Source organism: Streptomyces sp. NPDC006261 (genome assembly GCF_040613515.1).
In the GTDB taxonomy this organism is placed as follows: Bacteria; Actinomycetota; Actinomycetes; order Streptomycetales; family Streptomycetaceae; genus Streptomyces.
In genome coordinates, this window is sequence record NZ_JBEXSI010000013.1 from 13771 (window position 1) to 32683 (window position 18913).

Annotated in this window: 20 protein-coding genes; 9 read left to right on the top strand and 11 right to left on the bottom strand. The window is 70.8% G+C overall.

Annotated features, from left to right (window positions below; all coding sequences use genetic code 11):
* Positions 1 to 27: 27 nt before the first annotated feature.
* The 4 genes from ABZ154_RS10605 to ABZ154_RS10620 form a co-directional block, all read right to left on the bottom strand.
* Entirely contained in the window at positions 28 to 1206 is a 1179-nt protein-coding gene (locus tag ABZ154_RS10605; RefSeq protein ID WP_356831035.1) for a M20/M25/M40 family metallo-hydrolase, read from the bottom strand.
* A 53-nt stretch (positions 1207 to 1259) separates the two neighbouring features.
* Positions 1260 to 2177, bottom strand: coding sequence for a DMT family transporter (locus tag ABZ154_RS10610; RefSeq protein WP_356831257.1), 918 nt, complete (start codon positions 2175 to 2177; stop codon positions 1260 to 1262).
* Positions 2178 to 2290: 113 nt separating this feature from the next.
* On the bottom strand, positions 2291 to 2437 hold the full coding sequence (locus ABZ154_RS10615) for a hypothetical protein (protein ID WP_356831037.1): 147 nt from the start codon (positions 2435 to 2437) through the stop codon (positions 2291 to 2293).
* A gap of 201 nt (positions 2438 to 2638) precedes the next feature.
* Positions 2639 to 2854 (bottom strand): hypothetical protein, encoded by a 216-nt coding sequence (locus ABZ154_RS10620; RefSeq protein WP_356831039.1) that lies wholly within the window; start codon positions 2852 to 2854, stop codon positions 2639 to 2641.
* Between the two features lie 190 nt (positions 2855 to 3044).
* Here ABZ154_RS10620 and ABZ154_RS10625 point away from each other — a divergent pair, with 190 nt between their 5' ends.
* The 3 genes from ABZ154_RS10625 (at position 3045) to ABZ154_RS10635 (ending at position 4845) form a co-directional block, all read left to right on the top strand.
* The gene (locus ABZ154_RS10625; RefSeq protein ID WP_356831041.1) at positions 3045 to 4058 is read left to right on the top strand and encodes a LuxR C-terminal-related transcriptional regulator; all 1014 of its coding nucleotides are present in this window, start codon (positions 3045 to 3047) and stop codon (positions 4056 to 4058) included.
* Positions 4059 to 4131: 73 nt separating this feature from the next.
* Complete coding sequence (locus ABZ154_RS10630; RefSeq protein WP_030077531.1) at positions 4132 to 4302, top strand: hypothetical protein; 171 nt, start codon at positions 4132 to 4134, stop codon at positions 4300 to 4302.
* A gap of 189 nt (positions 4303 to 4491) precedes the next feature.
* On the top strand, positions 4492 to 4845 hold the full coding sequence (locus tag ABZ154_RS10635; RefSeq protein ID WP_356831043.1) for a PRC-barrel domain-containing protein: 354 nt from the start codon (positions 4492 to 4494) through the stop codon (positions 4843 to 4845).
* 112 nt (positions 4846 to 4957) lie between these two features.
* On the opposite strand, the gene ABZ154_RS10640 is transcribed toward ABZ154_RS10635, so the two are convergent.
* Together ABZ154_RS10640 and ABZ154_RS10645 are read right to left on the bottom strand one after the other, a co-directional pair.
* Positions 4958 to 5212, bottom strand: a complete 255-nt coding sequence (locus ABZ154_RS10640) for a hypothetical protein (protein ID WP_356831045.1) — start codon at positions 5210 to 5212, stop codon at positions 4958 to 4960.
* Positions 5202 to 5444: a hypothetical protein gene (locus ABZ154_RS10645; RefSeq protein ID WP_356831047.1), complete on the bottom strand. Its 243-nt coding sequence runs from the start codon at positions 5442 to 5444 to the stop codon at positions 5202 to 5204. Before ABZ154_RS10645 ends, ABZ154_RS10640 begins: the two co-directional genes overlap by 11 nt.
* Before the next feature lie 224 nt (positions 5445 to 5668).
* On the opposite strand from ABZ154_RS10645, the gene ABZ154_RS10650 reads away from it, so the two are divergent.
* A complete protein-coding gene (locus ABZ154_RS10650; protein ID WP_356831049.1) occupies positions 5669 to 6712 on the top strand; it encodes a LacI family DNA-binding transcriptional regulator in 1044 nt (347 codons plus the stop codon).
* 192 nt (positions 6713 to 6904) lie between these two features.
* Here the strand turns inward: ABZ154_RS10650 and ABZ154_RS10655 are convergent, their stop codons facing one another.
* Positions 6905 to 9748 carry a glycosyl hydrolase gene (locus tag ABZ154_RS10655; RefSeq protein ID WP_356831259.1) on the bottom strand — a complete coding sequence of 948 codons (2844 nt, stop codon included), beginning with the start codon at positions 9746 to 9748 and terminating at the stop codon, positions 6905 to 6907.
* Positions 9749 to 9983: 235 nt separating this feature from the next.
* Between ABZ154_RS10655 and ABZ154_RS10660 the strand changes: the two genes are divergently transcribed.
* The 5 genes from ABZ154_RS10660 to coaD all read left to right on the top strand — a co-directional run bounded on the left by ABZ154_RS10660 (position 9984) and on the right by coaD (position 15677).
* On the top strand, positions 9984 to 11294 hold the full coding sequence (locus ABZ154_RS10660; protein WP_356831051.1) for an extracellular solute-binding protein: 1311 nt from the start codon (positions 9984 to 9986) through the stop codon (positions 11292 to 11294).
* A gap of 348 nt (positions 11295 to 11642) precedes the next feature.
* Positions 11643 to 12623 (top strand): sugar ABC transporter permease, encoded by a 981-nt coding sequence (locus ABZ154_RS10665; RefSeq protein WP_356831053.1) that lies wholly within the window; start codon positions 11643 to 11645, stop codon positions 12621 to 12623.
* Positions 12620 to 13531, top strand: coding sequence for a carbohydrate ABC transporter permease (locus ABZ154_RS10670; protein ID WP_356831055.1), 912 nt, complete (start codon positions 12620 to 12622; stop codon positions 13529 to 13531). Before ABZ154_RS10665 ends, ABZ154_RS10670 begins: the two co-directional genes overlap by 4 nt.
* Positions 13532 to 13631: 100 nt before the next feature.
* Positions 13632 to 15059, top strand: coding sequence for a GH1 family beta-glucosidase (locus ABZ154_RS10675; protein ID WP_356831057.1), 1428 nt, complete (start codon positions 13632 to 13634; stop codon positions 15057 to 15059).
* Between the two features lie 192 nt (positions 15060 to 15251).
* On the top strand, positions 15252 to 15677 hold the full coding sequence (gene coaD, locus ABZ154_RS10680) for a pantetheine-phosphate adenylyltransferase (protein WP_356831059.1): 426 nt from the start codon (positions 15252 to 15254) through the stop codon (positions 15675 to 15677).
* 42 nt (positions 15678 to 15719) lie between these two features.
* Here the strand turns inward: coaD and ABZ154_RS10685 are convergent, their stop codons facing one another.
* The 4 genes from ABZ154_RS10685 to ABZ154_RS10700 form a co-directional block, all read right to left on the bottom strand.
* On the bottom strand, positions 15720 to 17012 hold the full coding sequence (locus ABZ154_RS10685; protein WP_356831061.1) for a mannosyltransferase family protein: 1293 nt from the start codon (positions 17010 to 17012) through the stop codon (positions 15720 to 15722).
* A gap of 124 nt (positions 17013 to 17136) precedes the next feature.
* The gene (locus ABZ154_RS10690) at positions 17137 to 17622 is read right to left on the bottom strand and encodes a hypothetical protein (protein ID WP_356831063.1); all 486 of its coding nucleotides are present in this window, start codon (positions 17620 to 17622) and stop codon (positions 17137 to 17139) included.
* Complete coding sequence (locus tag ABZ154_RS10695) at positions 17615 to 18115, bottom strand: SigE family RNA polymerase sigma factor (protein WP_356831261.1); 501 nt, start codon at positions 18113 to 18115, stop codon at positions 17615 to 17617. The genes ABZ154_RS10690 and ABZ154_RS10695 overlap by 8 nt, the downstream gene beginning before the upstream one ends.
* A gap of 235 nt (positions 18116 to 18350) precedes the next feature.
* Positions 18351 to 18905, bottom strand: coding sequence for an N-acetyltransferase (locus ABZ154_RS10700; protein WP_356831065.1), 555 nt, complete (start codon positions 18903 to 18905; stop codon positions 18351 to 18353).
* Positions 18906 to 18913: the final 8 nt, after the last annotated feature.

An 18913-nucleotide genomic window follows, 5' to 3' on the forward strand; every position in this document is an offset into this window, starting at 1 on the left:
GGCGCCGGCCGGGCCGGGAGCCGTCCCTCACGCTGCCAGCGCCACCGGTGAACCCACCTCCTGCTCCAACAGCATCGGCGCGACCTTCAGCACCGCGTCGAGCAGGGCCTGGGCACCCAGGACCAGCTGCTCATCGGGCGTGTGCTCCTTGTTGGAGTGGGAGAACCCGCCGGTGGAGGGTACGAACATCATCGCGGTGGGCAGGCGCGTGGAGATCACCGACGCGTCATGCCCCGCGTAGGAGAGCAGCTGGTCCGTGCGGCCCTTCTCCAGGCACGCCTCATGGACCGCGTTCAGTACGCGCTGGTCGAAGTGCGCGGCGGGCTTGGCGGAGACACGGACCAGCTCGGCCGCGCAGTTCTCCTCCGCCGCGATGCGGGACAGGGCCTCGTCCAGGTCGGTTTCGATGCCGTCCAGGGCCCTTTCGGAGGAGGCCCGGATCTCCAGCTCGGCACTCGCGGTGCCCGGCACGACGTTGGCAGCTCCGGGGCCGAAACTGATGACGCCGGCGTTGCCGATCCCCTTCGGGTCGACGGCCAGGATGATGCCCTTCAGTTCGGCGACGATGCGGGCGGCCACGCGCCCCGCGTCCTGGCGGTCCACCCACATCGTGGTGCCCGCGTGGTTCTCCTGCCCGGACACCGACACCTGGTAGCGGCGCACCCCCACGATGCCGGTGACGGGCGCCAGGTTCAGCCCGGCCTTCTCCATGCGGCGGCCCTGTTCGATGTGGATCTCCAGATAGCCCACGAGGTCGGCGGCGTGGGCGGAACCCGCGAGGGCGGTGGAGCCCACCAGCCCCCCGGCCGACTCCGGGCGTACTCCTTCCTCGTCGAACCAGGCCACGCTCTTCACGTGGTCGGCCAGCGGGTGCCCCTCCTCGTGCAGGGTGCGCAGCACCTCCATGGCGGCGATGACTCCGTAGGCACCGTCCAGATGCCCGCCGGCGGGCACCGTGTCGGCGTGCGATCCGATGAGCAGCCACGGGCCGGAGGTGTTCTTGCGGCGGGAGAAGACGTTGCCCGTCTCGTCGTAGGAGGTGTGCAGGCCCTCCACGCGCATGGTCTTGTCCAGCCAGTCCCGTCCGGCCCGATCAGCCTTCGTACCGGCGATGCGCCACAGGGCACCGTCCTGCCCGGCCCCGATCTGGGACAGGTGGGTGAGGTCGGAGAGCAGACGGTCGGCGTTGATGCGAAGCGACGACATGAGTGGTTCCTCAAGTAGGCGGTGCGGATGGGATGGGGGTTCTCCGGTGGGTTTCAGCGCTTGGCGCCGACGGCCACGCCGGTGATGATCGCGCCCATGCAGAGAATCTGGATGAGCGTGATGTGCTCGCCGATCGCGAGGTACGCGACGCAGGCGACGAACACGGGCTGGAGGTAGTAGACGATCCCGGCGCGGGTGGCACCGATGAGGGAGACGGCCTTGTTCCAGGTGTAGAAGGCGATCGCGGACGAGGCGACGCCGATGTAGAGCAACGGCCCGAGGGTCGCGCCGCTGGGCGTGAAGGCCCCCTGGACGGTGAGGGACACGACGTACACGGGGGCGAGCATCACGGTGCCCGCGGCGAAGGTGGCCAGGAGGAAACTGGGGCCGGAGATCGTGGACGGCTTGCGCTTGAGCAGTGCCGAGTAGGCGGCGAACGTCGCCATCGCGGCGAGCATCCACAGGTCTCCGGCCCGGAAGTCCATCGAGAGCAGGGCGGTGATGCTCCCCTTGGAGATCAGGGTGACCACGCCGACGAACGCGATGACCATGCCGGTGGCGCGGACGACGGTCATCCGCTCTCCGTCGAAGTAGGCGAGCGCCGCGATCACCGCGGGTGAGGCGGCCGCGATCAGGGCCAGGTTCGTGGCGGACGTGGACTGCCCGGCGATGTAGATCAGGGTGTTGAACAACGTCACCCCCAGCAGGGCGGAGACCCCGATCAGACCGGCGTGCCGGCGCACCGCCGGCCAGTCGCGCAGGAGCCCCCGCGTGGCGAAGGGGGCGACGGCGACGAGGGCGATCACCCACCGCCAGAAGGACGTCTGCACCGGGGGGATGACGTCGCCCAGATGACGGGCGACGACGAAGTTCCCGGACCATATGGCGGTGGCACCGAGCGCGAGGAGGGGGCCGAGCCACAGCCCGAGGCGGGAGAGCGGGAGCGAGGTGGCGGGCTCGGGGGGCGCGATGGTCCCGGAAGGCGTGGTGGCTGTGGCAGGTGCGGTCGGGGTCAACGTGAAGTCCTCAGCTGGGTTGTTCGCGGCGTCTGCATCCTCGTGCGGCCGTCGTGGCCGGGCGGTCTCTATCCCCATCCGGCCGAGTCCCCCGAGCTCCGGCTGCGAAGCTCCGCCCCGGCCCCGGAGAGCCTGTCCTGTTCGAGGCCGACGGCGAGGGACGTAACGAGGGCGAGAGCAACGGCGGCGGCGAGCAGGCGACGAGCGACGGACACGGTTCTCCTTCAACGGAACGGGCGGAACGGGCTGAATGAGCGGGCTGAATGAGCGGGCTGGATGGACGGAAGGCTCGGGTGGAAGCGCGGAGTTCCCGAAGCTTCGGAAGCGTCCGCCCGGCGTGAGAACAACACTGCTCGCCCGGCAGCCCGAAAGGAAGAAGATCAACTTGGCAGGGGGCGGCCTGGCAGTCTCCTGCCTCAAGGCCGAATCGGCACCACGTGCCAGCCGGTCAGTCCCGGTGAGTTCGCCAGCGCCCGGCGGGTGATCCCGCGCGCCAACGCCACGGCCTTCTCCCGCGTCGGCGCTCTGACGAAGAACGTCAGATGGCCGACTCCGCCGACCGCGGGGGAATCGGCGTGCAGATGCTCCACCCCGTGTTCGAAAGAGGCGACGAACCACAGGATGTCCAGCACGTCAGGCGGCAGGGCAGCACTATGTGGCCCTCTGAGAGGCACGGTCACCATAAGCATGGGCTGATCTTGAAATGCGAGACGGACATTGCCCAGGGTTTCGCCCAGGCAGGTGGTTTGCGGGCAGCAAGCTGCCTGACCGCCACTATCGTCACCATCGGCGCGACGAGGAACCGAATGCTGGGGGAACTCCATGTCGCAGCTGCACGCGCTCGGAATCGACCGCACCGCCGAAGCGGTCTACCGGCTCATGCTCGAAGAGCCGGAATACGGCGTCGCCGAGCTCTCCGCGGCCCTGGCCCTGCCGGACAGCGGCATCCGCGCCGCCCTCGATCACCTCGCCGAGCTGAACCTGCTGCACACCTCCCCGGACGCGGAGGGCCACCTGCGCACGGTCCCCCCGTCGGTCGGGATCCAGGTACTCCTCTCCCTGCGGGAAGGGGAGCTACGGCGCTCCCAGCAGGAGTTCGCGGACGCCCAGGTGGCCGCCCTGACCTTGCTGCACCAGCACACCGAGGCCGAGGCGGGGCGCCACCACGTCGAAGCGCTCACCGGCGTCGAGGAGATCCGGATGCGCCTGGAACAACTGGCCCACGACGCCACGACGCCCCTGATGTCCTTCATGCCCGGCGGCGCGCAGACCCGGGCCACCCTCGACGCCTCCCGCCCCCTGGACGGCGCCCTGCTGGAGCGCGGCGTCCCCATGCGCACCCTCTACCAGGCGTCCGTCCGCAACGACCCCGAGACCCTGGGGTACGCCCGATGGCTCACCTCCCAGGGCGCCCACGTGCGCACCGCCGCCGTCCTGCCCCTGCGCATGGTCCTGTTCACCGGGCGGGCCGCCCTGCTGCCCATCGACCCGGAGGACACCAGCCGCGGCGCCCTCCAGCTGCAGGGCACCGGCATCCTCACCGCGCTCGCCGCGCTCTTCGAAGCCATGTGGGACCAGGCGGACGACTTCGGCACGGCCACCGACCGGGAACACGACGACAACGGACTGACCGGCCAGGAACGGCAGCTGCTGCGCCTGCTCTCCCAGGGCCACACCGACACCGTCGCCGCACGAAGGCTCGGCCTGGGGGTGCGCACCACCCGTCGCATGATGGCCGAACTCATGACCCGCCTGGGCGCCCACTCCCGCTTCGAAGCCGGCGCCGAAGCCGTACGCCGCGGCTGGCTCGACCGGCGCGGGGCCGGTGAAGGATGAATACCGTCGATCCGCGTCCATGACGTGTAGGAAAAGCGAAGCCGGGAACCTGCATTTCCGGAGGTTGATCATCATGGTTCCCCTGCTTCTCGTTCTTCTGCTCGCCCTGGTTCTCTTCGGCGCCGGATTCGCGGTCAAGGCTCTCTGGTGGATCGCCGTGATCGTCCTGGTGCTGTGGCTCGTGGGGTTCTTCGTCCGGCCCGCCGCGAGTGGTGGCCGACGGGGTCGCTGGTACCGCTGGTAGGCATGCCTGAACAGCGATGACGGGGCGGGAGCCGGGCTGATGCCCGGCTCCCGCCCCGTTGTGCGCCCGTGGGCGCCCCTGGATACCGTCCCGTGTACACCGGCTTTCACCGGGCACACGAATAACCGGCGGACCTATCAATTAATTCATCGACGATGAGCTGAATTGACCTTCGCGAAAGGGGCCACAATGAGCGAATCCCTGTGGGGCTACCAGCCGTCGAGCGGTCACACCGCGGGCGCCGACCTCTCCGGATACGCGGTGGAGGCGACCGACGGCACTATCGGAAAGGTCGACAAGCACTCCGACGAGGCCGGCTCCGCCTACCTGCTCGTCGACACCGGGGCCTGGATCTTCGGCAAGGACGTCCTGCTCCCGGCGGGTACGGTCCGGCGCATCGACACGGAGGACCGCAAGGTCCACGTGGACCTCACCAAGGAGCAGGTCAAGGACTCGCCGGAGTTCGACCGCCACCGACAGGCCGAGGACCCGGGCTACCACGCACAGATCTCCACCTACTACATGGCTTTCCGCATCATGTGATCCGGATCCGCGCCCGCCCGCATCCCAGCGGCACGCGTACGCCCCCGAACGGCGGCGGGCCCGATCCCGAGGAGGGGTCGGCCCCGCCGCCTCCACGTGCGGTCACCGCCCCTCAACGCGGCAGCTGTCCCTCCCGGTTGATCTCCGTCACCCGGGCCCGCAGCACGACACCCGGCGGGGCCGGCCGCAGGGCGTCCGCGGGGCAGGACCACTCCGGCCCGCCGCCCGGCGGCCGCAATCGCACGTCCTCCCCGGCCCGGCCCAGCACCCGGCCGACGCGCCCGTCGCGACCGTCCACCGCGAACGACCCCGCCTCGGGCGTACATCGCTCGCCGCGCCCCTCACCCGTCAGCCCCTCACCCGTCATGACCGCTCTCCTTCTCCGCCAGCACCTCGTACAGCCGCACCGCGGTGGCGATGTTGCAGCGGCCCAGGTCGATCAGTGGCGCCGGCTCGTTGCCCGCGCACGAGACGGGATCCACCCGCAGCGAAGGCAACGTCACGCCCAGCCCGGCGAGCCCTTCCCTGAGCTGTGCCACCGCGTCCTCGGCCGCCCGCACCTTGTCCGCCGCCACCCTGCGCCGCTCCGTCGCTTCCATGCTGCACACCTTCCACTCCGAGTAAGCGCAATGCCTACCCAGCGTGTCCAACGCGCAGCGGGCCCGGAGGAGGCGCCCAGGAGTGAACCGGAGCCCATCCCACCGCTTGGAAGCGCTCTCAGCCATCCGTCCGGCCCGGCGCTAGGCTGTAGCCGATCCGGCGATGGCGCAGGCCAGCTCCACCCCCCGCGTGTCGCCGCCCCCGTCGACGAGGAGCGACCCCCTTGCCCGAGCAGTCCCCCGGGTCCCGGCCCACCCTGGAAGCGGTCGCGGCGCGTGCGGGGGTCTCCCGGGCCACCGCCTCGCGGGTCGTCAACGGGGGTGACGGAGTCCGCAAACCGCTGGTCGACAAGGTGCTCCAGGCGGTCGACGAGCTCGGCTACATCCCCAACCACGCCGCCCGGACCCTGGTGACCCGGCGGACGGGCGCGGTGGCCGTCGTCATCGCCGAGCCGGAGATACGGATCTTCTCGGACCCCTTCTTCTCCCAGCAGATCCGGGGCATCAGCAAGGAGTTGACCGCCCACGACACCCAGCTCGTCCTGCTGCTGGTGGAAGGCCCCGGCGACTTCGACCGCATCGCGCGCTACCTCTCCGGCGGTCACGTGGACGGCGCGCTCGCCTTCTCCCTCCACACCGACGACCCGCTGCCCGCGATCACCCGGCGGGCGGGGATCCCGACGGTGTACGGGGGCCGGCCCAGCTGGACCGCCGACCCCGGCGACCAGGCCGTTCCGTATGTGGACGCCGACAACCGGGGCGGGGCGCGGGTCGCCGTGCAGTACCTGCGGGACCTGGGGCGGGAGCGGATCGCCCACATCGGCGGGCCGCCCGACCAGACCTCCGCGATGGACCGCCTCGACGGCTACCGGGACGTGATCATCGACGTGGACCCGACGCTCGTCGCCGAGGGCGGGTTCACCGTGGAGAGCGGGGCGCGGGCGATGGCCGGACTGCTGGAGCGGCGACCCGACCTGGACGCGGTGTTCGTCGCCAACGACCTGATGGCCTCGGGTGCGCTGCGGGTCCTGCGGGAGCGCGGGATCGCCGTGCCGGAGCAGGTGGCGATCGTCGGGTTCGACGACATGGACTCGGTGGCTGAGGAGACCGACCCGCCGCTGACCACCGTGAACCAGGACATCGAGGGCCAGGGGCGGCTGATGGCCCGGCTGCTGCTGCGCGGCCTGGACCGGGACCGTACGGGGAACGGCCCGGCGCCGGACTCGGTGATCACCCCGACGACGCTGGTACGGCGCGCCTCGGCGTAACACCCGGCGGACGGGACGAGTACGGCGGGCCTCTGCCTGAGTCCGCCTGCGGACGCATGAGTACGGCGGGCCTCGGCCTGAGCCCGCCTGCGGACGCATGAGTACGGCGGGCCTCCGCCCTGAGGAGCCGGAGACCCGCCGCACCGATCGCGCCCGTACAGCAGCGTCCCTACACGTACGGGATCATGCGTCCTACACGTACGGGATCCGCAGCACCGCTGCGTCCGTGCCCGTCTGGACCTGGGACGTGCCGTTGCCCAGCGCGTTCCAGATCTCCAGGCGGACCGTGCCGTTCTTGAGCTCGCCCAGGCTGCCGGTGGTCGCCCGCGTGCCGACCGCCTGCGTGTACTCCTCCCACCCGTTGACCGGGTCGGTGGCGAAGTAGCGGAACGTCTCGGTGCGGTCGAAGGTGCCGTCACCGGTCAGGTCGTAGCTGACCCTGACCTGCGGGGCGAGCCCGACCTTGGTGCCCGCGTCGACCCGGAGGCGGAATCCGGTGGCGGCGCCCGCGGAGACCTTGCCGTTGACCTTCTTGACCTCGTAGACGGTCGGGCGGTACGGGGTGCCGTCCCGGTTCACGCCGTCGGCCGAGGCGATGGTGTCCGTGCCCGCCGGGTCGGTGGTGGCGGTGGTGAGGACGCCGCCGGTCTTCAGGCGGAAGGTGTTGCCGGTGGACGGGTTACCGGGCTCCTCCGGGTCGGGGTCCGGGTTCCCGCCGCCGGGCCCCGTGCTGACGGCCGTCGAACGAGCCGGTACGGAGAGGGTCTTCCCGTCGGAGAAGGTCACCGTACGGGCGGTGGAGCCGTGGTTGTGGGCGGTGTAGGTGCGGGTGCCGTTCTTGGAGAAGACGGCGGAGGTCGGCAGGTCGCCGCTGACCGTCATGTCCGGTGCGCCGAGCGTGTTGAGGGTGTTGATCCAGTGGTAGGTGTGTGCCTTGGACTCACCCTCCTCGGGGGTGTAGTTCCCGTTCGCACCGTCCCACTTGGCCTTGGCCGACGCCGGGTCGGAGAGCGCCTCGAACTCCCAGAGCAGGTCACGCCACTCCTGGGCCGGGCCGCCGTTCTCTCGCTCCATCTCGGCGATGTTCCGCTTGATGGCGGCCTTCTCACGGGCCAGGTGGAGTGAACCGCCGGTCACCGGCAGGACGTTGATGCCGTGGATCTCCTCCGGGTTCGCCGTCCACCAGGTGGAGTAGGAGGCGCCGCTGCCCCAGACCATGCCGACCGTGCCGTACTTGTACGAGGCGGGGAAGACCGTGTCGTTGGCGTCGAACCAGTACTGGGTGATCGCCTCGGACTCGGTCGTCAGCAGGTAACTTCCCAGGTCGCGGAGGGAGTTGTCACCCGTCGCCGCACCCCAGAGGACCAGTCCCGCGCTGAGGTTGATGGACTCGGAGGAGGACTCCTGGTTGTTGCCCGCCGCGAAGCCCTGGTGGCCGGAGGCCCAGCTGTGGCCCGCGTAGACGTCGAAGCCGCGCAGGAAGGGGTAGGCGGAGTCGGTGCGGCTCGGGTTGGCGGTGTCACGGATCAGGTGCTTGATCATCGTGCCCCAGGCCGAGTCGGCCGCCCAGGCCTGGTCGTACTGGGCGATGATCGCCGCCGCGTAGACGTAGTAGCTGTAGTGGAAGTGGTGGTCGTTGAGCTCGGTGTCGCTGCCGTACGAGGCCGGGTAGCCGGTGAGGGTCTTCCAGTCCTTGTCGTAGCTGAACTCACTGGCGCCGCCCGCCGTGAACCACTCCTGCATCCGGCCCTTCATCAGGCCGAGGAGCTTGTCGCGGGTCGCGGTCTGGCCGATCTGGTCGGCGACGGGGACCAGTTGGGCCAGCTTGCCGAGCGCCTTGCCGGTCCAGTAGGTGTCCGAGGCCCCGGAGAACGGGTCGGAGGCATTGGCGACCTCGTTGAGGTAGCCGGTCAGCCGGGCCCGGTCGACGCCGCCGGAGACGGGCAGGGCGGGCACAACGCCCTGGTTCTTCTGGCTGGTGGTGAAGGAGGCGGACTCGCGCACCTTCATCGTGCCGCGCGGTGAGACGTACGTGTACGGGGTCAGCGCGTCGGTCGTATGCAGCCACTGGTGGCGGTAGAGCGCCTGGAGCGTGCCGCGCTCGGTGCCCTCACGGGCCTCCGTGGTCAGGCTGTACGTCGCCCGTACGTTGCCGCCGGTGGTCTGCCAGGCGACCTGGGAGCCGGTGACGAAGCTGAACGCGTACTTGCGGTAGGTCGCGAGCGCGTCCGTGGAGGGCAGGACGGCGAGCGAGAAGTAGTCCTTGGAGCCGAGCCCGGCGGTGATCGTGGTGCCGGAGAAGTTCCAGTCGGCGCCGGTCGGGGCGAAGAGGGCGTAGTGGTGCCCGGCGACCGTGATGCCGACGACGTTGCCCTGGTCGGAGAAGACCGTGGGCGTGGAGGCGGTCGTGATGCGGGCGTCGCCGCCGGACCCCTTGGCGTACACGAACGGCATGCCGTGGCCGATGGTGGCCCGGAAGGTGCGGGAGCCGTCCGCCCAGTACGGGGTGACCGTCCAGTCGGACCAGGCGTCGGCCTTGGTGTCGGGGGAGTTCAGGCCGGTCAGGCCGACGGTGAGGTCGGCCTTGTGGGCGTACTCGTACTGCCGGCCGTCGCCGACGATCGCGGGCGTGGTCGGGTAGCCGACCTCCAGGCCGGAGGCCTTGGCCTGATAGGTGAGGGGGTGCCCGTACATGGGGGTGGAGTACGGGTTGTCGCCGTAGCGCTGGAAGGCGAGCGAGGACCACCAGTCGTTGGTCGGGACCGGCTTGTCCCGGGCGGCGGTGGTGAGCTTGGGCGTGACGGGCGCCCCGGTGTTCGTCGTCGGACCCGACGTACCGGCGGGGCGGGCGTCGGTGTAGCTGCCGGCGCCGGCGGGGATGGTGGCGGCGGCCGCGGGGGAAGCGGCGGGGCCCAGGGTGACGGCGGCCAGGGCGATGGCCAGGAGCGTCGCCGCCGCGGGCCTGGAGGCGAGCCGCGAGGCGGGTCTGGAGGCGGAGCCGGGGAGGGAGGCTTGCACGAGCAGCACCTCGATCATGGGGGGGCGAAGAGCGCGTTCGAGAGCGCTCTCAAGTGCCAAGGAACGTAAAACTCCTGAAACCTCAGTGTCAAGAGAACGCACACAGAAGGCAGTTGGACGGCGGCCGGACGTAACGCCAAGCTGTTATGCGTTCGAGTCTTGACGGGGCGGGGGTGGTGGGGGACGCTCCAGACGCAGGTTTGAGAGCGCTCTCAAGGCGCTCGGTTCATCCCGAAGCCAAGGGAGGCTTCCCATGCCCATCGCCCGAGCCGCCAAGAGAGCCACCGCCCGCCTCGGCGCGGTCGTCCTCGCCGGGGCCCTGCTCGCCGCCTGTGGATCCGGATCCGGCGACTCGTCGGACACCTCCGACAGCGCGGGCGGGAAGGTCACGCTCACGGTCGACCTCTTCGGATCGTTCGGCTTCAAGGAGGCCGGGCTCTACGACGAGTACCAGAAGCTCCACCCGAACGTGACGATCAAGCAGAGCGACACCCAGGACGAGGCGGACTACTGGAAGTCGCTCCAGACCCGCCTCGCGGGCGGCGGCGGCCTCGCGGACGTGCAAGGGGTGGAGGTGGGCCGCATCGCGTCGGTCACCCAGCAGCAGTCCGACAAGTTCCAGGACCTGAAGGAGTTCGGGGCCGACAAGCTCAAGGGCGAGTTCGCCGAGGCCAAGTGGTCGGCGGCGACCACGAAGGACGGCAAGGTCCTCGGCCTCGGCACGGACGTCGGCCCCGAGGCGATGTGCTACCGCACCGACCTCTTCGAGCAGGCCGGCCTCCCCACGGACCGCGAGGAGCTCGCGAAGAAGTGGTCCACGTGGGACGGCTACCTGGAGCTCGGCAAGGAGTACAAGAAGAAGGCCCCCGCCAAGAGCGCCTGGCTGGACAGCATCGGCTCGCTCTACGGAATCATGATCGGCCAGGAGGAGGAGCGGTACTACGACGCCTCCGGTGAGCTGATCTACGAGAAGAACCCGGCGGTCAGGACGGCCTGGGACACCTCCGTGAAGGCGGCAGAGGCGGACCTGAGCGCCAAGCTCGACCAGTGGTCCCCGCAGTGGAACCAGGCATTCGCCGCCGGTTCGTTCGCCACCATCCCCTGCCCGGCCTGGATGCTCGGCTACATCAAGGGCCAGGCGGGTGACGGCGGCCAGGGCAAGTGGGACATCGCCAAGCTGCCCGGCGGGGCCGGCAACTGGGGCGGTTCGTACCTCTCCATCCCGCGTGCGGCCAAGCACAAGAAGGAGGCGTACCAGCTGATCGAGTGGCTGACCGCCCCCGAGCAGCAGGCGAAGGTCTTCCAGAAGCAGGGCAACTTCCCCTCCTCGACGGGCGCCATCGAGAAGATCGCGGATGCCGAGGACGACTACTTCTCGGGTGCGCCGATCGGCCAGATCTTCGGCGACGCGGCCAAGGAGTCCCCGGTGCAGGTGCTGGGTGTGCACGACCAGAACGTGATGCAGCAGCTGACGAACGCGCTGAGCGAGGTGGAGCGCAAGGGAGTCTCGTCGGACAAGGCGTGGGAGACGGCGAAGAAGGGCGTGGCGAACGTGATCGGCTGACGCCGGTGGAGGCGACGCGGGTGACGGTGACGCCGCCCGCGGTACCCCCGGCAGCGGTGACGCCGCCACCCGGGGCGACACCGCGGTCGGTGACGCCGCCGCCCGCGCCGAGACGCCCACCGGGGAGAAGCCGCCCGCGCTGACGCCGCCCGGGGAGACACCGACCGCGACGACACCCATCGCGTGACGCCACCCCGGGCCGGTCCACCCGGACGTCCGGACGTCCCCGCACGGACGACCGGCGCCGTCCTCCCCGAGGGGCCGGTCCGCCCGCGCACCGCGGCGGCCCGGCCCCATCCCCGTACCCCTGACCGCATTTCTCCGCCCCCGATCCCGAAGGGCCGCATCGTGTCCCTCACCGCCACCGCGAAGGCCGGGCCCCGCAGCCCCGCCGGAACCGGACCCGGGCCCGACGACGGTCGGGCAGCCGGCCTCCGGCGTACCTGGCGCAAGGCGTCCCCGTACGCCTACATCGCCCCCTTCTTCACCCTCTTCCTCGCCTTCGGCCTCTTCCCGCTCCTCTACACGGCGTTCGTCTCCCTCTACCGGGTCGAGCTCCAGACGAGCGGCGAGATGGAGTGGCGGGGCATCGCCAACTACACGGCGCTCTTCGCCGACGAGTATTTCTGGATCTCGCTGCGCAACACGTTCACGATCGGCGTGCTGTCCACGGTCCCGCAGCTGGCGATGGCGCTCGGCCTCGCCCACCTGCTCAACTACAAGCTCCGCGGCCGCACCTTCATCCGCACGGCGATCCTGCTCCCGTACGCGACGTCCGTCGCCGCCGCCACCCTCGTCTTCGCGCAGCTCTTCGGCCGCGATTTCGGGCTGATCAACTACGTGATCGGGCTGGTCGGCTTCGACCCGGTGGACTGGCAGACGGGCACGGTCGCCTCGCAGATCGCCGTATCGACGATCGTGATCTGGCGGTGGACGGGGTACAACGCGCTGATCTACCTGGCGGGCATGCAGTCGATCCCGCACGAGCTGTACGAGGCGGCGGAGATGGACGGGGCGTCGCGCTGGCGCCAGTTCATCCACGTGACGCTCCCCGGCCTGCGCCCCACGATCGTCTTCACGGTGATCATCTCGACGATCGGGGCGACGCAGCTCTTCGGTGAGCCGCTGCTGTTCGAGGGGTCGATCTCCGGCGGTATCTCGCATCAGTACCAGACCCTCGGCCTCTACATGTACGAGCAGGGCTGGGGCTTCTTCCACCTGGGCCGGGCCGCGGCCATCGCCTGGGTGATGTTCGTCCTGATCGTGGTGCTCGTCGGGGCCAACGCCCTGATCGTGCGCCGCCGCGCACGCAAGGAGGCCGGCCGATGACCGCGCTCGCCGCACCGCCGACGGCTCCGGAGACGGGCCGCCCGCCCCAGGACCCGCCGGGCAAGCGGGTACGCAAGGGGGGCGCGGGCCGGACGATGAAGGGCAGCTGGCTCTCGTACGTCATCCTCGGCTTCGCCCTGCTCATCTCGGCGTTCCCCTTCTACTGGACGATCGTCGCGGCCAGCCGGTCCAACGCGGACCTGGCACAGGTGCCGCCGAGCCTGCTGCCGGGCCCGAACCTGATCAGGAACTTCGACGCGGTCCTCGAAGAGGCGGACATCGGTAAGGCGCTGCTGAACTCGCTGATCGTGTCGTCGTCGATCACGATCGGCACGGTCCTGTGCTGCACGCTCGCCGGATTCGCCTTCGCCAAACTGAAGTTCCGGGGCCGGGGCGCGCTGCTGACGCTGACGATCGGGACGATGATGATCCCGCCGCAGCTCGGTGTGATCCCGCTCTTCATGCTGATCGCCGAGCTCCAGTGGGTGAACCAGCTCCAGGCGGTGATCCTGCCGGGCCTGGTGTCAGCCTTCGGCGTCTTCTTCATGCGTCAGTACCTGGTGCAGTCGCTGCCGGACGAGCTGATCGAGGCGGCCCGGGTGGACGGCGCCTCCACCGCCCGGATCTTCTGGTCGATCGTGATCCCGATCGCGCGGCCGGGGATGGCGGTGCTCGGAATGCTGACGTTCATGACGGCGTGGAACGACTTCTTCTGGCCGATCATCGCGCTGTCCTCGCAGGAGCCGACCGTGCAGGTCGCGCTGCGGCAGCTCGGCGGCGGTTACGTCAACGACCAGTCGGTGATCATGGCCGGCACGCTGCTCGGGACGCTGCCGGTGCTGCTGGTCTTCGGCCTGCTGGGCCGGCAGATCGTCGGCGGCATCATGCAGGGCGCGGTGAAGGGCTGACCGCGCCGCCGCGCAGGGCGCTCGTGAACGGCTGACCCGCGTGCACCCTCCCCCCCATCTGCTCATCCCCTCCTCCCCTCACCTCTGGAGTGTCCGTCTCATGACCGCTGTCGATGCCCGCCCGGCGACCTCCACAGGCGCCCGCCCCGAGACCGGGACGGAACTCCGCTTCCCCGCCGGATTCCGGTGGGGCACGGCCACCGCCGCCTACCAGATCGAGGGGGCGGCCTCCGAGGACGGCCGTACCCCCTCCATCTGGGACACCTTCAGCCGCACCCCCGGCAAGGTCCGCAACGGCGACACCGGTGACATCGCCGCCGACCACCTGCACCGGATGCCGGACGACGTGAAGCTGATGCAGGAGCTCGGCGTCACGGACTACCGGTTCTCCGTCTCCTGGCCCCGGGTCCAGCCGACGGGACGGGGCCCGGCGGTGGAGCGCGGCCTGGACTTCTACCGCCGCCTGGTGGACGAGCTGCTGGGAGCCGGCATCAGACCGGTCGCGACGCTCTACCACTGGGACCTCCCGCAGGAGCTGGAGGACGCGGGCGGCTGGCCGGAGCGGGACACGGCGCACCGGTTCGCGGAGTACGCGGGCCTGGTGGCCGGGGCACTGGGCGACCGGGTGTCCACGTGGACGACGCTCAACGAGCCCTGGTGCGGGGCGTTCCTCGGGTACGGGAACGGGGTCCACGCCCCCGGCCGCACCAGCGACCTCGCCGCACTGCGCGCCGCGCACCACTTCAACCTGGCGCACGGCGGCGCGACCCGCGTCCTGCGCGACCGCCTGCCGTCCACGGCCGAGATCTCCCTGACCCTGAACCTGCACGCCCTGCGCCCGCTGACGGACACCGACGCGGACCGGGACGCGGTGCGCAGGATCGACGCGGTGGCGAACCGGATCTTCCTGGACCCGGTCTTCCACGGGCGGCTGCCGCAGGACCTGGTGGCGGACACGGCGGCGGTGACGGACTGGTCGTTCGTGCGGGACGGCGACCTGGAGGTCACCTCCACCCCCATCGACTCGCTGGGCATCAACTACTACTCCCCCAGCGTGGTTTCGGCGGGCAGCTCCGAGTCCCCCTCCCCCTGGGCGGGCGCCGAGCAGCACGTGGCGTTCACCCCGGCGGAGGGCCCGCGCACGGCGATGGACTGGCCGGTGGACGCGAACGGCCTGTACGAGCTCCTCATCCGCCTCCGCGACGAACTCCCGCACCTCCCGCTGCTGGTGACCGAGAACGGGGCGGCGTACGACGACTACGCGGACCCGGAGGGCCAGGTGCACGACCCGGAGCGGGTGGCGTACCTGGACGCGCACCTGGGCGCCGTACACCGGGCGATCGAGGAGGGGGTGGACGTACGCGGGTACTTCCTGTGGTCGCTGCTGGACAACTTCGAGTGGGCGTACGGCTACAGCAAGCGCTTCGGCATCGTCCACGTGGACTTCGCGTCGCAGCGCCGCACGGTGAAGGACAGTGCGCGGTGGTACGCGGGGGTCATCGCGCGGGGCGGGCTGGAGCGGGGCTGAGGGTCCCATGTGTCCAGCCTGCGGCCCTCGGGGGCCTGCCCGGAGGGGCTGCCCGGGGGCCGCAGGCCTGAACCGACCTGACCGTGCGGCCTGGTTGTTGCGCGCCTGGAGGGCCTGGACGGCGTCGACAAGGGGTGGTTCGGCCACCATCGCACTCACCACCGGGGCAGCAGCTTGCTACTCTTCCCGGCCATGCGAGCCCTCTTCCCAGGATCTTTCGACCCGGTCACTCAAGGGCACCAGGACGTACTCCGCCGCGCCGCCCTCCTGTTCGACGAGGTCGTCGTGTGCGTGATGTCCAATGCGAACAAGACCGGCCGCTTCCCCATCCCGGAACGGCTGGACCGGCTCCGCGCGGCGGTGACCGACCTGAGCAACGTCACGGTCGACTCCCACACCGGCGGCCTGCTGGTCGACTACTGCGGCCAGGCCGGAATCGACGTCGTCATCCGCGGAGTCCGTGGCGTTCCCGACCTGGACCACGAAATGCCGATGGCCCGGATGAACCACGAACTGGCCGGGTTCGAAACGGTCTTCATCGCCGCAGACCCCGACCTGGCCCCTATCTCCTCCACCCTCGTCACGGCGACGAGTCGACTGGGCCGTGCCCCCGGGTGATGAGGCGGACTGGCCGTTTGTAGCGGCAGGTGCCTGCAGCGGTCACCCCGCCCACCGCCCCGTAAGAAACGCCAGGCCCACCAGCACGCTCACCGGCACCGTCACGCACAGGTACACCGTCCTGAACCACGGGTGGCGCAGACTCAGGGCCGCCAGGCCGATCCACAGCGGCCACCACAGCAGCGTGGCGCGCGGGATGGACACGTACCAGTACGACGTTCCCAGCGCCCACAGGCTCAGCGCGACGTACACCGCCTCCGGCCAGCGGCGGTGGCGTGCCAGCAGCGCGACCAGGGCCAGCCCCATCACCATCGCCGCCAACTCCGCCTGGAACATCGCCGCGTAGCCGGTCGTGTGTACGCCGCCGAACGCCGCGTTCCACGTGTTCGTCCACGCCTCCCACGGGGTGTGGAAGTCCCGGTACCAGCCGCGCTCCTGTGCGTGCTTCCACGCCATCCAGTCGCCCGTGTAGGCGTGCAGATACCAGCTGTACAGCAGTGGCGGCAGGGCGGGCAGCGCCAGCCAGGCCGCCCCGCGCCAGTCGCGCCGGGTTCTCACCGACAGCACGAACAGCACCGCGATCGCAGCCGCGAGGAACAGTCCGCTGACCCGTACCGTCGTCGCCAGCGCGGTCAGCGTGCACGCCAGCGCCCAGCGGTGGCGCTGGGCGGCCAGCCAGGCCGGGAGCGCGAACGCCAGGAACAGCGCCTCCGTGTAGCCGACCGCCAGGAAGACCGCGCACGGGGAGAGCAGGAAGAACAGGGCCGTGCGCCGGCCGTCGGCGTCCTCAGGGACATACGCGCGGGCTATGCGGGACAGTGCCAGTACGGCCACGGCTCCCGCGACGAGTGAGATCAGCAGGCCCGCCGCCGTCCAGCTCGGGACGACGACGTGCACCGCCCGCAAGAGCAGCGGGAATCCGGGGAAGAACGCCTCCCTGTTGTCCCACCCATCCATCCATGGGCCTGCGTCGGCCGGGAAGTAGCCGTCGCGCGCTATGTGGAGGTAGTGGTTCGCGTCCCACTGCTGGAACGGCGCGAGGATCGGGCCGGCCTCCCGCACATCGGAGCCCCGGGGGAAGAGCCACCGGGCGCCGTGGACCGTGATCCACACCGATATGCGGGTCAGCAGATAGAGCCAGAGCACCCGGCGGTCGGCCGGACTCAGCCAGGCGACCGCCCGGTCGAACCCTGCCGCCCGAAGCGCGCGTGACGCAGGCCCGGGCTCGTGCCGTACGGGCTTGTCGGCCGACAGGAACTCATGTGCTAGGGGCCGGAGTTCGGGGCCCCTCGGCCTTGGCGGGGCAGGCCTGACCTCGGGGGGCAACGTAGACACTGGAGCACCTTTCGGACACGTCCGGGCATGTGTGATCGCCCGGTGGAGACGCCGGGGCTTGGGAGGGGAGGGAGGGAGGGAGGGAGGGAGGGGGAGGGCGAAGCGCGGAGTCAGCCGCCCGTCATCAGGGCATCGACGTCGCCCCGACCGTCGATGCGGACGTTGCTGTCGACGAAACACTGGTCGGCGGGCCCTCCGGAGCGGTCGACCCCGTGACGGAACCCTCCGGCCCCGGCACCGTATTGCCGGGCGTGGGCGGCTCCGTCGGCGTCCCCTCGGGCGGCGGCGGCGCCGGGGACGGGTAGCTCGGCGACGGGCTCGTCGCCGGAGGTGCGGGCTCCGGTGTGACCGGGAGCAGGCCGATCGCCGCTGCGCCGCCGCCGCCGATGACCAGGCAGACCCCCACCGCGACCGCGGCCATCCGACGCCGCTGGGCGCGCATGCCGCGTTCGGTGATGCTGGCCACCGGGTCCGCCATGGAGTGGCCCTGCCCGAAGTCCCCGGCCTGCCGGAACAGGGACCGCAAAGGATCCTGCGGGCCCTGGGGGCCCAAGGAGCGCCGATGGCCCTCCGAGTCCTCCGGTCCCCAGGGGTCCCGTGGTTCAGACATCAGGAGCCTCCTCCATGCGGGGGTCCTGCAGACGGTGGGCGAGCGCCGCCCGTCCGCGGACCAGATGGGTCTTGATCGTGCTGGCGGAAAGCCCGGTCTCCCCGGCGATCTGCTCCACCGTGAGGTCGCACAGATAGTGCAGGGTCAAGGTCCGCCGCTGCTGGGCAGGCAGCTCCCGGAGCGCGTCGACCAGCACCACGTGGTCCGGGTCCGGCGGCGCGACGTGTTCCGCCGCTCCGCTCCCCCGGCCCCACGCGTCCGCCGAACGCCGCCCGAAGCGCCAACGGCTCACCGCCAGGCGCCACGCGACCGTACGGATCCACGCCTCGGGCTGCCCGTCAGGCTCCAGCCGCCCACGCCGGACCCACGCCTTGACGAATGCTTCCTGCACGACGTCCTGCGCCTCCTGGAGGTCCCCCGTCATCACGTACAGCTGGCCTGTGAGACGCGCGACCGCCTGGGCGTAGAACTCTTCGAACTCCTCGACGGTCAAAAGCTGCTCCCGGATCTTTCGCTTCACCGGGTATACGCCCGCCGCCGGGCATCCGGTCTACAGCCCCGGCGATCCACCGGAGTGATCGTCGTCACGGAACCCGCACCAGTGCCCGGCTCGGTCGGACGTGGGCGACGCCGGGGAGGGCCGACCCGCACCCCGTACTGGCGCACCCGCCCGAGGGAACGGTGGCAGCCGCTCAAGGAGGGGAGACAGCGGGCCCCCGCCCCGCCCGTCACACCTCCAGCCGCTTCTCCAGCAACGTCACCCCGTACGTCCGGCCGCCGTCGCCGTTCTTCCCCGCCTGCTCGCCGGCCACCGCGTACCCGGCGTCCTCGTAGTAACGGCGGAGCCGGTCGTTCGACGTCAGGCAGTCGAGTCGGCACAGCTGCCTCCCGTACGCGGCGATCCGGCGCTCGGCCTCCGCCAGCAGTACGCGACCGGCTCCGGGCGGGGCTGTCCGCCGGTCGGTCATCAGGCGGTGGACGTAGCCCGCGACCGGCGGCTGGGCGCCCCAGGCCGGCTCGTCGTCCCACCACAGCTCCCACGCCCCGGCGCTCGGCCCGTCCGGCCCGAGCGTGGCAAGCCACACCTCGCCCGCGCGCAGCCGTCCCCGGAAGTGCTCCTCACCCAACTCGCCGGGCTGCCACTGGTCGATGCCGCGCTCGATCTGCCAGCGCGCGGCGGCGTTGCGGAGGCGTACGAGCTCGGTCAGGTCGGACTCGTCCGCCTGCCGGAACGCCAACCGAGCCCACTGTGCGGAGGGCGCAAAGGAACTGTTGTTCGTCATGCCGCGAT